Source organism: Sphingomonas parapaucimobilis NBRC 15100, assembly GCF_000787715.1.
Lineage (GTDB): Bacteria > Pseudomonadota > Alphaproteobacteria > Sphingomonadales > Sphingomonadaceae > Sphingomonas > Sphingomonas parapaucimobilis.
Genome location: NZ_BBPI01000097.1, coordinates 62932 through 79053 on the forward strand (window position 1 = coordinate 62932; position 16122 = coordinate 79053).

Here is a 16122-nt window from a genome sequence, read left to right on the forward strand (position 1 = left end):
CGCTACGCTGGATCACAGCCGCTTTCGCATCCGGGTCAGCGGCACGACGACGCCATCGACATGGGTATCGGCGCGCTCAACCGGCTCGTAACCGCAGGCCGCGTAGAGCGGCACGCCGCCCGCCGTGCCCATCAGTTCTACGGCGGCGAAACCCTCCGCCCGTGCTGCTTGCTCACAGCGGTCGAGGATCATCCGGCCGATCCCGCGCCGGACATGATCCGGGTGGGTGTACATGGCGCGGATGCGGGCGGCATCCGTCGCCGGATCGAGCAGCGCCGGGTTGCGCAACTCGGTGCTATGGTCGCCGCCATAGAGCGTCGCGCGCCGGCTCCATCCACCGCAGCCGACCGGCACGCCATGGTCCTCGACGACGAAATACGTGCCGTCACGCACCAATTGCGTGTCGAGGCCCATCACTGTCCGGCTGGCGACGATCTGCGCCGGGGTCAGCACCGCCGCCTGGCCGCGATCGATGGACAACGTCATCAGGTCGCGCAGCGTCCCGAGGTCGGCTTCGGTCGCGAGGCGGATCGTCAGGCGGCCGCTCACGCCGCCAACTCCAGCCGCCAGGTCTCGCCGTGGAGCGGGACGCCGAACCGCTCATGCATCGCCGTCTCGACACATGCGAAACCATGCGCGGCATAAATGCGGCGCGCGGACTCCAGCACGCTGTGGGTCCACAGCGTCAACGCGTGATAGCCCGTTTCCCGTGCGAAGGTGACGCAAGCGCCGACCAGCGCATCGCCGATACCCCGGCGGCGGGCGAAGGGCTCGACATGGAGGAGGCGCAGCCGGGCGATGGCGTTGCCTTCGTCGGTGACGAACACCGCGCCTGCCATGACCCCATCGATTTCGGCGACCCAGCATTGCTCGCGCGCCGGATCGAAGTCGCGCAGGAACGCCGCGGTCACCTCGCTCTCGATCACCTCCAGTTCGCGACCCCAACCATGGCTTTCGGCATAGAGGAGCGACTGGCGCGCGGCGATCAGCGCGGGCTCGCCGGTGCGAAAAGGCCGGATCACGAACGGCCCACCCGATGCGGGATCGAGCAGCAGCCGCGCGCGCGTCAGGGCTTCGACCAGATCGCGCCGCGCTTGTCCGTCGACCGCCGCGAGCAGATCGCCGACGGCATGGCTCTGGCGGTGGTCGAGCGTGCCGAAAGCCTCACGTCCCGCCTCGGTCAGCCGCAGGTCGCGCGCGCGGGCATCGTCGTCGCGACGCACGCGCACGATCCAGCCGCGCTTCTCGAAGCGTGCGACCAGGCGGCTGAGATAGCCCGCGTCCATGCCCAGCGCGTCCTGCAGCACGCTGGCGGTGACGGGCTCGCGCGTGGCGATCTCGAACAGCAAGCGGGCTTCCGGCAGGCTCACCTCGGTGCCGAGGAACCGTGCATCGAGCGCGCCGATCGTCTGGGTGTAGAAGCGGTTGAACCGGCGAATGGCAGTGACGTCTGCGTCTTCCATGTCCGCCATGGTGGATCAGTTTACTTGACGGAGTCAAGTATCAGGGCAGTGCAGGCTCCGGCACCAGTTGCGAGCGAAGGGCAGCCGCATCGCGGCCGGGTGGCGCCCCGAACAGGCGGCGATAGTCGCGGCTGAACTGCGACAGGCTTTCGTAACCGATCGCAAAGCCGACCCGCGCGACCTCCTCGGCGGCGACTAGGCGGCGGCGTGCTTCCTGCAAGCGGACCTGCTTCTGGAACTGCACCGGCGTCATCGTCGTCACCGCCTTGAAATGGCGGTGGAAGCCGGGGACGCTCATGCCCGCCAGCGCGGCGAGGTCGGCCACGCGCAGCGTCTCGGCATATTGGTCGCGGATGAACGCCGTCGCGCGCCCGATCCGCGCGGCATGGGTGTCGACCAGACCCATCTGACGCAGCGCCAGTCCCAAAGTGCCGCCGAGCAGTCTCCATACGATCTCGCGCCTGATCAGGGGAGCAAGCACCGCCTGGTCGGTCGGATGGTCGAGCAACTCAAGCAACCGCCTGAGAGGATCGCGCAGCGCCGGGTCATGGTCGCTGGTCGCCAGCGCGTTGAAGGCGGCGGCCGGGCCCGGCACGCTTGGCAACTCCGCCACCAATTCGGCCACGGTCACCGGCTCGATCGCCAGCGACAGTGCCAGATAGGGCGCGTCGGCACTCGCCCGCACGATGCGTGACGTGACCGGCAGGTCGACCGAGGCGAGCAGGCATTGTCCCTCGGCATAATGATAGGGCGTCGGCCCCAGCATCGACATCTTCGCGCCCTGCACGACGAGGCAGAAGGACGGCCGATAGACCGAGCGGATGATGCCGGTCGGCTCCTCCGCGCGGGTGATGAGCAGGCCCGGGATCGGCGTTTCGCGACCATGGACGAACCAATGGCGTTCTATCAGCCGGGCAAGGTCGGACAGCGTCGTCATGCCTGGCATGGTAGCTGCGCCACGCACCGAATGCACCGGCGCGTCACCACTTTGATAGAATCGGGCAGGACTTTGATCGGATCGGCGTCGCGGTGCCGAGCGTTCGCAGCGTATCTCCGGCTCACCCATTCCAACAGGAAAATCATCCCTATGCGTATGCGCCAGCTCGGCCATAGCGGCCTGTTCGTGTCCGAACTCTGCCTCGGCACCATGACTTTCGGCGGCAGCGAAGGCATCTGGGGCCAGATCGGTCAACTTCGCCAGGATGAAGCCGATGCGCTGGTCCGGACCGCGCTCGATGCCGGGATCAACTTCATCGACACTGCGAATGTCTATGCCGGCGGCGAGAGCGAGCGCATTCTCGGCCAGTCGCTTAAGAACCTGGGCATCGCCCGCGACGATGTCGTCATCGCCACCAAGGTGCTGGGGCCGATGGGCGATGGTCCCAATGCGCGCGGCGCCTCGCGCGGCCACATCCTCAGCCAGTGCAAGCAGAGCCTCCAGCGGCTGGGGCTCGACCATATCGACCTCTATCAGATCCATGGCTTCGATCCCGCCACGCCGATCGAGGAGACGCTGGAGGCGCTCGACACGCTCGTCCGTCACGGTCACGTTCGCTATCTCGGCCTGTCCAACTGGGCGGCGTGGCAGGTGGTGAAGGCGGTCGGCATCGCCGAGGCGCGGCGCCTCGCGCCGATCCTGTCGCTCCAGGCCTATTACACGCTGGTCGGCCGCGACCTGGAACGCGAGATCGTGCCGATGCTGCGGTCCGAGAAGATCGGGCTGATGGTGTGGAGTCCGCTGGCGGGCGGCTATCTGTCGGGCAAGTATGACGCCGGGGGCCAGGCGGCGGACGGTCGGCGCGCGAACTTCGACTTCCCGCCGGTCGATCGCACCCGTGGTTCGGTGGTGATTCCCGAGATGCGCCGCATCGCCGAGGCGAAGGGCTGCACCGTCGCGCAGGTCGCGCTTGCCTGGCTGCTCCACCAGCCGGTGGTGACGAGCGTGATCGTCGGGGCCAAGCGGGTCGACCAGCTCACCGACAATATCGCTGCGACGGAGGTCTCGCTCAACGCGGACGATCTCGCCGCGCTCGATGCGGTGACCAAGCTGCCAGCGGAATATCCCGGCTGGATGCTGGAGCGCCAGGGCGGCTATCGCGCCTGACCGTCGCAGGTTCGGCGGGACGGTCTCGTGATCGTCCCGCCGCTCCGACCGTCCGTCCAGAGGAAAAGGGGTCAGCCGGGCGGGATACGACCGGTCCGGGCGGCATGGGCAAAGGCCGGAAAGCCGAATGCCTCCGCCTGACGCGCCGCGATCTCATAGTCATAGGGTACGCCGTGCAGTTGGGCTGCCCATCCGGTGCTACGACGTTCGACAATGGCATAGCGCGCCAGCGGGCTGCCCGCCTCCATGACGTGCGGTGTCGCGCCCCGGTCCCGGTAGCACGGCATCCCGACGCTTCCGGGATTGACGATCAGCACGCCATCGACCGCCACGATCCGCGGCGTGTGCGTATGTCCGCACAGCACCAGACTGGCCGACCCGATCCCCTTCAGGCGCGCTCGGATGGCGGTGTCGGCATCCAGTGTCGCGCGGCCGGAGCTCACGTCCTCGAGCAGATATTCCAGATCCCCGCCGGCCGGGCTGCCATGGCAGGCGAAGACATCGCCGTCACAGAGGGTGAGCGTCGCGGGCAGACCCTCGATCCATGCCCAATGCTCCCGCGTGAGAAGAGGTCGCGCCAGGACGTCGAACGCCCCGTCGCTGCCGTCCTGCAACTGCCGCTCATGGTTCCCTGCGATGGTGTGATAGCCGGCACGCATCTGAAGTTCGGCGCTTGCCCCAGGATCGAACGGGCCGGACACGAGGTCGCCCAGATTGACGACGAAGTCTGGCGCGGCGGCAGTCATCGCGTCGCGGACGGCTTCCAGCGCGGCCAGATTTCCATGGGCGTCGGCAATGACCCCGATCTTCAATGCTTCCTCCTTGTCTGAACCGCAGTGGCATCCAAGATGAGCATGGCAGGCGCTTCCCCGAAACGCCATTCATGGCAGCCACCACCAGCGATCGGCGTTACCGTAGACCGTCGGGGATCAGGACGATCTTGCCCGCGAAGTTGCGATCCTCCAGCAAGCGATGCGCCACGGCACCTTCGCTCAGCGGGAAGGTGGTGATGACGGGCGCGGTAATCATGCCGGCCCGCAAGGCCGCGAACAGCCGGTCGGCGCGGCTCTGTCGGCTTTCCGCGCGGTTCAGATAGGTCCAAAGATCACCGCCGACGACACCCTTGGACTGTTCCATCAGCGACAGTGGATCGATCGCAGGTGGCGTACCACCCGCCTTGCCGAAGATCACCACGCGGCCACCGGGACGCAAGGCGGCGAGGCTGTCGTGGAGCGTGGTGCCGATCGAATCATAGACCACATCGACGCCATCTCCGGTCGCCCGCCGCACCTGTGCCACCCAATCGTCATAGCCATAGACCGCACTCGCGCCGTTCGACCGCGCCTGTTCGCGCTTGGACGGGGTCGAGGCCAACGCATGGACCTCGGCCCCCAGCGCCGCCGCCATCTGGGTCAGCAGCCGCCCGACGCCGCCAGACGCGGCCTGGACCAGCACCTGATCGCCGGCAGCCAGCCTGCCGCTATCCTCGACCAGATATTGCGCCGTCACGCCTTGCAGCAACAGCGCGGCGGCGGTGCGGTCGTCGACATCGTCCGGCAGCGCGACCAGACGATCGGCGGGCGCGCAGACCCGTGCGGCATGAGCACGCGGCACGTCGAGAAAGCCGACCCGCTGCCCGATCCGCCAGCGATCGACGCCGGTCCCGACCGCGACGATGCGTCCCACGCCCTCGTAGCCGCCAATCCATGGCGCCTTGCCTTCCAGCAGATAGACGCCCTGACGACGATAGATGTCGGCGAAGTTCAAGCCGACCGCGCTGGTCTCTACCAGCACCGAACCGGCGTCCAATGCCTGATCCGGAAGAGCGCCATAGCGTAGGACCTCGGGTCCCCCGAACCGATCGAAGAACAAGGCCTTCACCGCACTATCCTCGACACGCCCATCGCCGATCACCCTTGTCTTGGTTGTCAATGACCGGAGGATGCCTCCTTTGCCATGGCGGAAACAGCCGCATAGGATGCGATCTCTTCGAACCAGGGGTTTGCAATGGACCGGTTGGCCAGCATGGCGATCTTCGTATCAGTCGTCGATCTCGGCAGCTTCACCGCCGCGGCCAAGGCGCACGACATCTCGGCAACGATGGTGGCCAAGCACGTCAACGCGTTGGAAGCTCGGCTCGACACCCGCCTGCTGCACCGGACGACCCGGCGGTTGTCGCCGACCGAGGCCGGTCGACGCTTCACCGAATCCTGCCGTCGCGTGCTGGCGGATGTCGCGATCGCCGAGACGGTGGGCGCCGAGGTGGCGCAGACGCCGGTCGGTCGGCTTCGCATCGCCGCGCCGGTCGCTTTCGGCACCGAACGGGTCGCGCCCTTGCTCGCGACCTATCTCGACCGCTTCCCGGACATGCAGGCGGACCTGGTGCTGGGTGACCGCAAGGTCGATCTGATCGAGGAAGGCTTCGATCTGGCCTTTCGGATCGGCGCGCTGGAGGACGACTGGTTGGTCGCCCATCCGCTCGCTCCCTATCGGCTGATGCTCGCCGCCGCGCCGGGCTATCTCGAACGCCACGGTCACCCGGAGACGCCCGACGACTTGCGCGAACATCGGCTGATCGGCTTCGCGCAATTCGGTGCGGACGACCGCTGGACACTGGTCGGTCCGGGTGGTGCGCATGTCGTACCGCTGCCCCCGCCCCGCCTGCGCATCAACCACGCGGCCGCCCTGCGGCAAGCGGCGGTCGCGGGCTATGGCATCATCCTGCAATCCCGCGTGACGCTGGACGGCGATCTGGCGTCGGGACGCCTGATCCCGGTTCTAGCGGATTACGCGCCCGAACCTCGTCCGCTGACGCTCGTCCGCCTGCCCGATCGTCGCATGACGGCAGGCCTGCGCGCCTTTGTCGACATGGCGGTTTCGGCGTTCAACGACGAAGGATGAAGCAAGGTGATAACGCTCGAAGCCGGTCCAGCGATCACCGGTGCGCCGGATTGACGCGCCGCCATCCAGGGTCGAGTTCGTCGGACATGAGCATGTCCAACCGCGAAGCGCGTCGGATCGTCCTGGCGGCGCAGGGCTTTGGTCGCCCGCGCCCCGTCACTCCGTCGGTTCGCCACCTGCGCAGCACCGCCGAGCGGCTCAACCTGTTCCAGATCGATAGCGTCAACGTGCTGACGCGGGCGCATTATTTGCCCGCATTCTCGCGACTCGGCGGCTATGACCGTGCGTTGCTGGAGGGCGATGCGTGGGGGCCTAAACGCCAGTGGCGCATGCTCGAATATTGGGCGCACGAGGCGTCGTTGCTGCCGCTCGACCTGCACTCGCTGCTCCGCTGGCGCATGGCGCGGGCGGAGCGAGGCGAGATCGGCTATCAGGCGCTGCGCCGGTTCGCGGTCGAACGCCGGGCCGAAGCTGACGCCGTGCTCGAACGGATCACCGCCGAAGGTCCGCTGGCAGCCGCCGACTTCGAGAACGGGGCCAGCCGCAGTGGATGGTGGGAATGGAGCCACGTCAAACACGCGCTCGAATGGCTGTTCTGGTCCGGGCAAATCACCACCGCGACCCGTCGGGGCAGCTTCGCGCGCTTGTACGACCTGACCGAGCGGGTCATCCCGCCGGCGGTGATGGCGCTCCCCACGCCGACAGTCGAGGCGGCGCAACGTGCGCTGATCGAACGCAGCGCCCGCGCCTTGGGCATCGCCACCGCAAGCGACCTGCGCGACTATTTCCGGTTGAAACCCGTCGAAGCCGATCACGCCATCGCTGATCTGGCGGAGGATGGCGTGCTCGTGCCGGTGCGGGTCGAGGGCTGGAGCCAGAAGGCATGGATGCATCGCGACGCGACCATGCCGCGCCGGGTGCGCAGCGCTGCCTTGCTCGCGCCGTTCGATCCGTTGATCTGGGAGCGGGCCCGCACCGAACGCCTGTTCGGCTTCCACTATCGCATCGAGATCTACGTTCCGCAGGATCGGCGCCCGCATGGCTATTACGTGCTGCCCTTCCTAATGGACGAGGCGCTGGTCGGCCGGGTCGATCTCAAGGCGGATCGGCAAGCCGGGCTGCTGCTCGCGCACCGCATTACGCTGGAACCAGGAGCACCCACTGATACGCTGCCCCGACTTCAGGTCGAGTTGGACCGGATGGGGGCATGGCTCGGTTTGGACGCCGTCCGCATCGGCGCGGTCGTGCATCGCGGTTGAGCGTCTTCGTCCGTCACCTTGCTCCACCCTGCTCGGCGGCGGGCACGATGCCGTCGTCGAGCAGCGCATGGAGCGCAGCGATATGGCCATTGTCCCGTGCGCCGCTGGAATCGGAGGTCATGACGACCGTCAGCTTGAGGTCCGGCACGATGAACAGCATCTGCCCGCCATAGCCCCAGGCGAAGCGCAGCGGATGGCCACGACTGGTGCCGACGAACCAGCCATAGCCATATTGTCCGCCGCTCCACGGTGACACGGTGCGAGGAGTCCAGCTTTCCGCGATCCAGCGGGCGGGAACGATCCGCCGTCCATCGATAACGCCGCCCAGGCGATAAAGCTCGCCGAACCGCGCCAGGCTACGCGGCGACAGCAGCATGTCGTTGCCGCCGAAATAGATGCCCTGCGGATCGCGCGACCATGGCGGGATGGTGATGCCGAGCGGCTCCGCCAGCCAGTCGCGCATCAGGGCATGGGTGTCGCGTCCCGATGCGCGGGTCAGCATCGCCGACAGCAGATGCGTGTTGCCGGTGGAATAAAGCATCGCGCCGCCCGGCTCATCGACGAACGGGCGTGCAAGGGCGAAGCGGACCCAGTTGCGACTGGACACCCAGCGCCCGTAATTCTCACCCGACGTCCGCTCCAGTCCCGCGCGCATCGTCAGCAGGTCCTCGACGGTCAGCCGGGCAAGACGCGGGTCGGGATCGGGCGGCGCATCGCTGCCGAGCACCGACAGCACGGGCTGATCGACGCCGGTCAGCGCGCCTTTCGCGATCGCGATGCCGACCAGAGCGGACAGGACCGACTTGGACGCGGACTTGATGTTGACCGGTCGGTCGAGCGGCGGCCCACCGTTGAAACGGTGTTCCGCCAGCACCTGTCCGTCGCGGAGGACCAGCAGCGAGCGGAGCCGGGGAAGACGGCTGGCTTGGGCAACGGTATCGGCCAGGATGGCGCTGTCCAAACCGCGCGTCTCGACCGGGCGAGACATGGCGGCTTGCCGTGGCGCAGGTGCAGCATCGCAACCGCTGGCGAGGAGGAGCGCCAGCGCGCAGGCATATCGCTTCACGGCGTGATCGCGGAACGAAGCGTTTGCAGGAACTCGGCGGGCGCTTCGACCTGCGGCGAATGGCCGAGATCGTCCAGGCGGATCAGGCGGGCGCCGGGGATACGCTTCACCGCCTCCTCGGCGGCCTGCGGCACGGTGCGGACGCGGGCGCGCCGGCCCTCGGGCGCACTGTTGGCCCGAAAGGCCGTCAAGTCGCGCTGGCCGATGATGAGCGTGGTCGGGACCGCTAAGTGCGGCAGCTCGGCCGCAACTGGCTGGGTTTGGATCATATCGGACAGACGGGCCTGTGCATCGCGCACCGTGTCACCATCGGGGCTGGCATATTGCCCGGCCAGCATGGCGACCCAGCGGTCATAGGCCGGCCGCCAAGCCCCATGATAATAGTTGCGGAGCTGATAGGCTTTGATCGACGCCGCATCCGTCTTCGCCTCTTCGGCGCGCAGCTTGCCGAGGTCGCTATAGGGCACGCCCTCGCTCAGCGTGTCGTTGAGGCCGAGCGGGTTGACCAGCACCAGCTTCGCGATCCGCTCGGGATAGAGAAGCGCGAAGCGCGTGGCGAGGATGCCCCCGGTCGAATGACCGACCAGCACGACCTTGCCGGCCCCGGCCCGGTCGAGCAGCGCGGCGGTCAGCGCGGCCATGGCGTGGAAGCTGTACTGATAGCCACTCGGCTTGGACGATTTGCAGAAGCCGATCTGGTCCGGCGCGATGACGCGGTAGCCCGCCGCCGCCAACCCGCGCGCGGTGTCTCCCCAGGTCGCGGCGCAAAAGTTCTTACCGTGGAGCAGGACGACCGTCGTGCCGTTGGGCGCGGCGGTCGCCGGCCAGTCGAGAAAGGCCATGCGAACCGGATGGCCCTGCGAATTGGCCTCAAACCAGTGTACGGGGGCCGGATAGGCGAACCGCTCCAGATCGGCGCCGAACGGCACCGTTTGGGCAGCCGCAGTGGTTGAAAGCAGGGCCGAGCAGGCCGCGGAGGCAAAAAAGCGAAAAGGCATCAATAGGTAACACCAGCCGCGACGCCAATATCCCTAGCGCCGCGACGACGTCGTCAGATGGTTCGCTTTGTCTCCGCACGGCTGGTGACCATGTCCCACAATCGGTAGGCCGCGTCTTCATCCTCCGGGGATGGCGCATGGAGATTGAAGCCGATAGCCTCCCAAGGCTGGCGGGCTTCCCAGTCCGGATTGAGCGACCAGTAACAGACGCTCGCCTCGAACATCGGCAGATGCGCGATGGGGGTTTCCATCGGCGGCAGGCCCTTTGTCTCGACGTGACTGTGAATGGACCGCGCCAGATCATCGAGCCGCTTGTTGATCATTTCGCTTTCCGTCAGCCGTAGAGGGCGTGGCGACATGATCGCGATGGGCGCCATGGCAGCGCGTCCCAAAACCTGCTCGGTCGTGCTGGGGCCAGCGGCGACCGGCATGAATCGCCGCAGCAGCTCGGTTGGCATGGGTGACTCGCCACCGGGATAATCTGCTGCCACGGGGTGCCCCGGCATGTCGCGCAGCCAGGCGTAAGCCGGTTCGTCACGGAGAGTGCCGAGCACGGCATCAATCGTTGGATCGTCGTTTTCGCTGTCGCCGGACAACAGGATTTTGCCGAACGCGATCAGCGCGTTTTTGCGTCGCTCCTCGGATTCCGCCTCATGGGCAAAATGCTGCTCGATGTCGGTCTGCGGTGCCTGGCTGTCTACCTGCTTGTTCTTCGGCAGGACCTTGCCCGGATGGCGCTTCGCCCAGTCGATCACCGAACGCTGGATGTCAGCGGCGAGCTGATGTCGAAACGACGGATCGTCTCCATAGCCAGCGATGAACCGACGGAGTTCCGCATGCTGTCGCCCGGAGACGGCGCTGACGAGCGGCCAAGCACTGCCGAGTGCGGCCCGTTCATTGGTGACGTTGTGCAGTTCTTTGAGCAGCGACGTCGCGATCAGGATACCCAGCGCGGTCCGCAGATCGGCAATTTCTCGTGCGTTCGGCGGACGATGGCCCGCCGCCTTCTGGTATCGCTCAAGCAGACGGGGCAGGAAATTACCTGGCGATCCGATCGCGGGCTGCTTACCGTCGATCGTCTTCGGCCGCTTGCCATAGGCCTTGTACCCGGTGAGGTCGAAGCTGCCACGGGCGATGGCCTCGATCCAGGCTTGCGGATCGGGGGCTGGGCCGAGCAGTACCGCGATCAGCTCCGATAGGATCGAGCCGCGTCCGGGACCCAGGGCTCCAACGGCGTTGCGCCCCGCCTCCGTCACCAGAAGCTCCAGCATTTTGGTGATGCTCGCGGCGGCGGCCTTCTCCTGTTCGGGGCTGCCGTCACCGTACTGCCCGCCCGCCATGTGACGCCGATACACTTCCAGCTCGGCCGGGGTCAGCAGGGCATTCAGATCCATCCTCGACGCTCCATCGATGCGGACGGCCGACGCTCGCCGCTCGCGACACCATGCAAGCATAGCCTTGCAGACCCTCACACGCGGTAAACGCCGCCGTAAGGGCGGCGCGCACAGCCTCACAAAATGATGGAGGAAAGCTCACAGAAAGAAGTGGGCGCCCTCACAGAAGAAGGCAGACCGGCCCCATGCGGGGCCGCACAGAAACTGCGGCGCAATACCGCTAAAATGTCGCATTTCATATTTGTGTCATTTTAGCTGCGTCGGCGCGTCCGCGCCGGGAGCGCAATGCGCTCCTGGTGGAGGCGTCGCCTCCAGGTCCGCCGGCACCGCGATGACGGTGCCTCCGGAAGGCGGGACCGGTCGCATGGCCGGGGGCATGCTCCGCCAAAGACCACCAGAGCGCCGCATGGCGGCGAGGTCGATGATGAAAGGTGGGGGAAGCGGATCGGCTGAGCCGAGAGGTGAAATGACCAGGGAGGATCGCCGCGAACAGCCCGCGGCCCCCATAGATAGAAGTCGACCATGCACATCAAGACACTGGAGGCGGTTGCGATCGCCGCCGCCCTGACCCCTGCGCGTCTCGCCGGGCTGCGATTTCCTATCGATCCGGATGCGGGTTCAATACCCGCCACTCGGCTGCGGCACTATCTTCACGCGCCGACGGCATCGTTGCTGATCATCCCGGCGATCGTGCCGCCCGCCCGCCGAGATGTCGAGGAGCTCGCCCGAGCATATGACACCGATGTGCTGATCGCACTCGCATCGCGTGGTGACTTTGACGGCATTACCTTCGCGGTCATGCTCGCCGGCAACGATCCTGTTTACACATCCGGACTGAGCCTCTTCCTCGGTGCCGGGGCGCCATCTCATTTCGTGCCCCCGGAGCCGGGCAGCACGTCCTTCGCCCTGCTGCCGGTAGGGCTTCGCGGTTGCGAATGCGCGCCATGGGATAGCGAGGTGGATCGGCGAGCGGGACTGGCCGACGGTCGCGCGCTTCTGTCCGACATCTTCGCGGGAAAGACGAAGTGACCGCGCTTCCCGAATGGCTGGCGCCTGGCGCCGTCGCCGACCGGCTTTTCGATGTTCGCGCCGAGGCCGGCCGCGGCATCGGCTTTGGCCTCGTCCGGCCGCGCCGTAGCGGGCTGGACAATGCAATGAGCCAGATCGCGTTCGCAAAGCTTAACCCAGTCAAACCTAGCAAGGATACGCCAAGGACGGCGTGCGGCTGGCCGGTGACGGCCCGCGATTACCGGATCATCCCGGCGCCCGGCGTGCCAGATGTCGGGTCGTTCGAACGGCTGTTCAGCGAATACGACGCGGCGGTCCAGCCGCACCAGAAGCTTCTGGGCGCGGTCTTCACCTTCCCGTTCGATCGTGACGTGCCCGTGCATGACGCGTTCGGGGCGGTGCTGTCCTACGTGGCATTGCGGCTCGGCCGGGAACGCCGCCTGACCAGTCTCGTGGTCGCTCACGCGCCGTGCGATCAGCTGGCGGAGGAAGCCCCGCATGCCCACGCCATCGTGCTTGGTCGCACCCACCGGGCGTCCGGGTGGGGGCCCACGCATCCCGACCTTGCCGAAAGCGAGCATGCCATGTGGGCAGAGGATTGGGCGGATTTCTCCGCACGCTGGGCCCTAACGCTGGGGCAATGAACAGCGTGGAATTGTGGTGTCGCTACAGGCATCGATCCGCATCGATCGATGGCGATGGACGGGACGACCCAGCGCCCCGTCCATCGAACTGACCGCCTTTGGGTAGGGCTCGTCAGAATGACGACTTCGGGCCCGTACCTCTACCGACCGCACGGCTGACCGCATTCTGCCATGCCCGCTCCGCCGCCACGCCTTGCGAGAGGGAAATGTTCAGCTTGCCGTAGACATCGAGTTTGGCCGCAAGCCCCTGATGCATATTGCCCCAGATTTGGCGGCACGGGTCGCCGCCCGTGCACCAACTCGCCTCGTAGATGGAGGCGGCAACCTGCGAGGCGCCGGGCCTGCCATAGCGCTTCACCATCTCGGCGGCGATCTGCTCGGGCGTCCGTCCGGCGGCAGGGGCAATATAGCGGACGAGCTTGACGGCATCACCGTTCGGCACCGGCTGGAATTCGACGGTCAGGCGCTCGTCGCCCTTCGTCGCATTCAGCACCGCAATGCCGTTCTTCGGTTCCTCGATCGGGAAGACACCCCGCTGCCGCTTGGCCTCATGGTCGACGGTCGCGACCCAATCCTCGCCTGCCGACGTCTCGATCTTCCAACCGGTACGAACAAGCGTCGCCTGCACGTCGAGCGCGGTCATGCCGATGCGGATGCCTGCGATGGTCAGCGGCGCGGCGACCGTCCTGGTCTGCGCGGCGGCCTCCTGCTCGGTAACCGAGGCCGATCCGCAGGCGGTGAGCAGCGCCAGCGCAGCGGTGGCGGTGATTTTCGTCATCATGTCATGGCCTTGTATTCCGGACGTGCGGGTTCGTTCGCCGAGATGCGTCCCGGCGTGGCAGGTCCGTGAGGGGGGAGAATGTTTTTACGGGCGGGCTGGACTTGCCGGTGGCGAGCGAGCCCGAACGGCGAGCCTCATCGCAGCACCAGCGCGACAAAGCCTGCGGTGTCTTGCGCGCCGGCGACGTGGCCGGCGTCGAAGGCGTGGGCGACGCCGAGCCGCAGCGACGAGCTGGGTGACAGCGCAGCCGACCAGCCGAGCTCGACATCCATCTCTCTTGCGGTCGGTGTCAGGTCGACGCTGGTAAGACGGGTGGCGAGCACGCCAGTTATCAGGTCATAGGCGACTGGCGCCTCGACCACCGCACGGGCGCGCTCGAGCCGAAGCGGCGAGGACAGCCCGAGCGTCATCGTACCGCCGCCGAGGCGATGCGCCGCGTCGAGCGCGAAGGCGGTCCCGGTCATCGGGCCGGTGAAGCGCAACAGGTCCGATCCGCCATCGACCCAGGTGGTGGCGGCCGTGGCCCGCGCCGATAGCAGGACGCCAGCAACGCTGCGGCTGGCCGTCAGCGTCGCCAGCGTCGTCCGGCTGCCGGATAGGGCAAACCCTGCAGAGCCGCGCAGGCCGAGCACCTGGCCACGTTCGGTCAGATCCGATAGCTCGACACCGAGGCCCATTGGCGATGCGAAAGTGACGCTGCGCAAAGCCGAGCGGCCGTCGCGTGACGCGCCGGAGGCAAAGCCTGCCGACCAGCCATCGCCGCTCCATGAGGATGACGTGCCGACCGGTGCAGCGACTACACCGCGCAGGGCAGAACCCGCGATGCCTGCGCCTTGCCCGATCCCGACATTGGCGCTGAAGCTGACGGTCTGTCCCGCAGCGGGCGAGAAGGCGAAGGTGGCCGGGCGGCTGGACCGCGCCGCGGCCCATGGCCCGGCGGATGCGGAGGCGAACCCCAGTTTCATGTCGCTGGCCGTGGTGGCCAGCCACGGCGGATCGATCGCCCCCAGCATGGCACCCGCCAGCAACCCCGAACTCCGAACCCGTGGCCCGGCGCTGCCGGTCATGGCGAAGTCGCGGCCATAGCGGTCGAACACCGTCATCCGGGTGACGGCATCCGACAACTGGCCGCCATTACCGAAAGGGCCCGACAGGCTCAGCGAGGAATACCGCGCCAGCACCATGTCGACAGCGGCAAAGGCGCTGGTGGGCGCCTGCGCCTTCATCGCAGCTTCGATGTTGAGCAAGCCAACGCCGAAGATCTGGTCTGCACCCTTGTCGCCAAGGTCGGTCGCGGTATCGAGCAGGATGCGCGAGATCGCCTTTCCGCCAAGTTGCGGCCAATATTGCTTGAGCAGCGCAGCCGCCCCGGCGATGGCGGGGGCGGCGAAGCTGTTGCCGGTGACGGTGGTCAGTTGCCCGTCCTTGCCGACGACGCTGACGTCCGTCGCGACCACCGCCAGCGTGCGGTCGGCAAGATCGCCGGGCAGGCCGTTGCCGCTGGGCGGGCGCAGCGCACTGTCGACGCGGATGCCGAACAGGAAATTGTCCTTTTTTTCCAAATTGCTGCCGACGAGGTTGCGCGTGATCGTGCCAAGCGCAGCGCTCTTGTCGTCGACGAAGTTGGAGACGGACTGCACGAGCAGTCGGTCGGCTTTGACGACGCCGTCCATCGCGGCGCGTTCGTCGGCGGCGATCTGGCCGCTATGCTCGCCATTGAGGCTCATCGAGATGACGAACGCCCCTTTTTCCACGGCATAAGTGATGGCTGGGGCGATACTGGCGGCGTCCGCGCCGCTGCCTTCCTTGATAACCGATGTCGCGGTGACGCCCTCGAGATCGGGAGCCACGACCTTCAGCGCGAGCAGCGTCGCGTCATAGGCAACGCCGTGCACGGCCGAGCCATTTTTTGCGGCGAGTGCGACCGAGGCGACCTCGGTGCCATGACCCTGCACATCGTCGAGCGGGAAGGTCACCGTCTCCGGCGCACAGGTAGCGCAACGCGCGATCCGGCTCTCGAACGTCTTGCTGTCGGGCGAAATGCGGCCGGCGAACTCGGCGCTGGTGGTAGCGATGCCGGTGTCGATGACGGCGATGGTCACGCCCTTGCCGGTGATGCCCTTGTCGTAGGCATAGGCGGCTTTCGCACCGACCACGGCGGCGGACGCCTTATACTCGGCGCTATCCGCGGCGCTGGGCGGCGGGGTCGGTGTGGGAGAAGGCGTTGGTGTCGGGCTGGGCGTCGGCGTGGGTGCAGGCGTCGGGATCGACCCTGACGAAGCGACGCCACCGCCTCCACCGCCACAGGCGGCGAGCAGGATTGTCGCCGAAATCACCGATGTCGTTTGAAAAGCCTTCCGCCACTGGCGGCTGTTTCCCGCAACCATACGCACCCCCGTGTCGGGCGATGCTTGGCTTCCCCAGCCGACGGCATCGCCCCTGTTGACGAGGCGATGCCGACCCGAAAGCCGGAAGTTGGAAACTCGCTATTAGACGAGCGCGCA

At 67.0% G+C, this 16122-nt stretch carries 15 protein-coding genes; 5 read left to right on the forward strand and 10 right to left on the reverse strand.

The genetic code is table 11. The features are described from left to right. Positions 1–12: 12 nt before the first annotated feature. The 3 genes from SP5_RS16835 to SP5_RS16845 are packed head-to-tail and all read right to left on the reverse strand — an operon-like array spanning position 13 to position 2400. On the reverse strand, positions 13–549 hold the full coding sequence (locus SP5_RS16835; protein ID WP_042490852.1) for a GNAT family N-acetyltransferase: 537 nt from the start codon (positions 547–549) through the stop codon (positions 13–15). Then, complete coding sequence (locus SP5_RS16840; protein ID WP_042490911.1) at positions 546–1463, reverse strand: bifunctional helix-turn-helix transcriptional regulator/GNAT family N-acetyltransferase; 918 nt, start codon at positions 1461–1463, stop codon at positions 546–548. The genes SP5_RS16835 and SP5_RS16840 overlap by 4 nt, the downstream gene beginning before the upstream one ends. Positions 1464–1503: 40 nt before the next feature. Then, complete coding sequence (locus SP5_RS16845; RefSeq protein ID WP_042490854.1) at positions 1504–2400, reverse strand: AraC family transcriptional regulator; 897 nt, start codon at positions 2398–2400, stop codon at positions 1504–1506. A 150-nt stretch (positions 2401–2550) separates the two neighbouring features. On the opposite strand from SP5_RS16845, the gene SP5_RS16850 reads away from it, so the two are divergent. Continuing rightward, positions 2551–3567: an aldo/keto reductase gene (locus tag SP5_RS16850; protein WP_042490856.1), complete on the forward strand. Its 1017-nt coding sequence runs from the start codon at positions 2551–2553 to the stop codon at positions 3565–3567. Between the two features lie 71 nt (positions 3568–3638). Here the strand turns inward: SP5_RS16850 and SP5_RS16855 are convergent, their stop codons facing one another. Both SP5_RS16855 and SP5_RS16860 read right to left on the reverse strand, forming a co-directional pair. Beyond that, positions 3639–4379 (reverse strand): metallophosphoesterase family protein, encoded by a 741-nt coding sequence (locus SP5_RS16855; protein WP_052811615.1) that lies wholly within the window; start codon positions 4377–4379, stop codon positions 3639–3641. Between the two features lie 97 nt (positions 4380–4476). Then, positions 4477–5481 carry a quinone oxidoreductase family protein gene (locus SP5_RS16860; RefSeq protein ID WP_217995712.1) on the reverse strand — a complete coding sequence of 335 codons (1005 nt, stop codon included), beginning with the start codon at positions 5479–5481 and terminating at the stop codon, positions 4477–4479. 93 nt (positions 5482–5574) lie between these two features. Here SP5_RS16860 and SP5_RS16865 point away from each other — a divergent pair, with 93 nt between their 5' ends. Together SP5_RS16865 and SP5_RS16870 are read left to right on the forward strand one after the other, a co-directional pair. After that, positions 5575–6468 carry a LysR family transcriptional regulator gene (locus tag SP5_RS16865; protein WP_042490862.1) on the forward strand — a complete coding sequence of 298 codons (894 nt, stop codon included), beginning with the start codon at positions 5575–5577 and terminating at the stop codon, positions 6466–6468. 86 nt (positions 6469–6554) lie between these two features. After that, positions 6555–7727 carry a winged helix-turn-helix domain-containing protein gene (locus tag SP5_RS16870; protein ID WP_042490864.1) on the forward strand — a complete coding sequence of 391 codons (1173 nt, stop codon included), beginning with the start codon at positions 6555–6557 and terminating at the stop codon, positions 7725–7727. Between the two features lie 13 nt (positions 7728–7740). Here SP5_RS16870 and SP5_RS16875 read toward each other — a convergent pair whose 3' ends face one another. The 3 genes from SP5_RS16875 to SP5_RS16885 form a co-directional block, all read right to left on the reverse strand. Continuing rightward, positions 7741–8715: a serine hydrolase domain-containing protein gene (locus SP5_RS16875; RefSeq protein WP_042490867.1), complete on the reverse strand. Its 975-nt coding sequence runs from the start codon at positions 8713–8715 to the stop codon at positions 7741–7743. 74 nt (positions 8716–8789) lie between these two features. After that, positions 8790–9722: an alpha/beta fold hydrolase gene (locus SP5_RS16880; protein ID WP_245613532.1), complete on the reverse strand. Its 933-nt coding sequence runs from the start codon at positions 9720–9722 to the stop codon at positions 8790–8792. A gap of 122 nt (positions 9723–9844) precedes the next feature. Continuing rightward, the gene (locus SP5_RS16885) at positions 9845–11185 is read right to left on the reverse strand and encodes a hypothetical protein (protein WP_042490873.1); all 1341 of its coding nucleotides are present in this window, start codon (positions 11183–11185) and stop codon (positions 9845–9847) included. Positions 11186–11707: 522 nt separating this feature from the next. Between SP5_RS16885 and SP5_RS16890 the strand changes: the two genes are divergently transcribed. Both SP5_RS16890 and SP5_RS16895 read left to right on the forward strand, forming a co-directional pair. After that, the gene (locus SP5_RS16890; protein WP_042490877.1) at positions 11708–12214 is read left to right on the forward strand and encodes a hypothetical protein; all 507 of its coding nucleotides are present in this window, start codon (positions 11708–11710) and stop codon (positions 12212–12214) included. Continuing rightward, positions 12211–12837 carry a hypothetical protein gene (locus SP5_RS16895; RefSeq protein ID WP_042490879.1) on the forward strand — a complete coding sequence of 209 codons (627 nt, stop codon included), beginning with the start codon at positions 12211–12213 and terminating at the stop codon, positions 12835–12837. The genes SP5_RS16890 and SP5_RS16895 overlap by 4 nt, the downstream gene beginning before the upstream one ends. A 112-nt stretch (positions 12838–12949) precedes the next feature. Here the strand turns inward: SP5_RS16895 and SP5_RS16900 are convergent, their stop codons facing one another. Next, the gene (locus SP5_RS16900) at positions 12950–13618 is read right to left on the reverse strand and encodes a hypothetical protein (RefSeq protein WP_042490882.1); all 669 of its coding nucleotides are present in this window, start codon (positions 13616–13618) and stop codon (positions 12950–12952) included. Between the two features lie 134 nt (positions 13619–13752). Next, positions 13753–15954: a S8 family serine peptidase gene (locus SP5_RS16905; protein WP_245613533.1), complete on the reverse strand. Its 2202-nt coding sequence runs from the start codon at positions 15952–15954 to the stop codon at positions 13753–13755. Between the last annotated feature and the right edge of the window lie 168 nt (positions 15955–16122).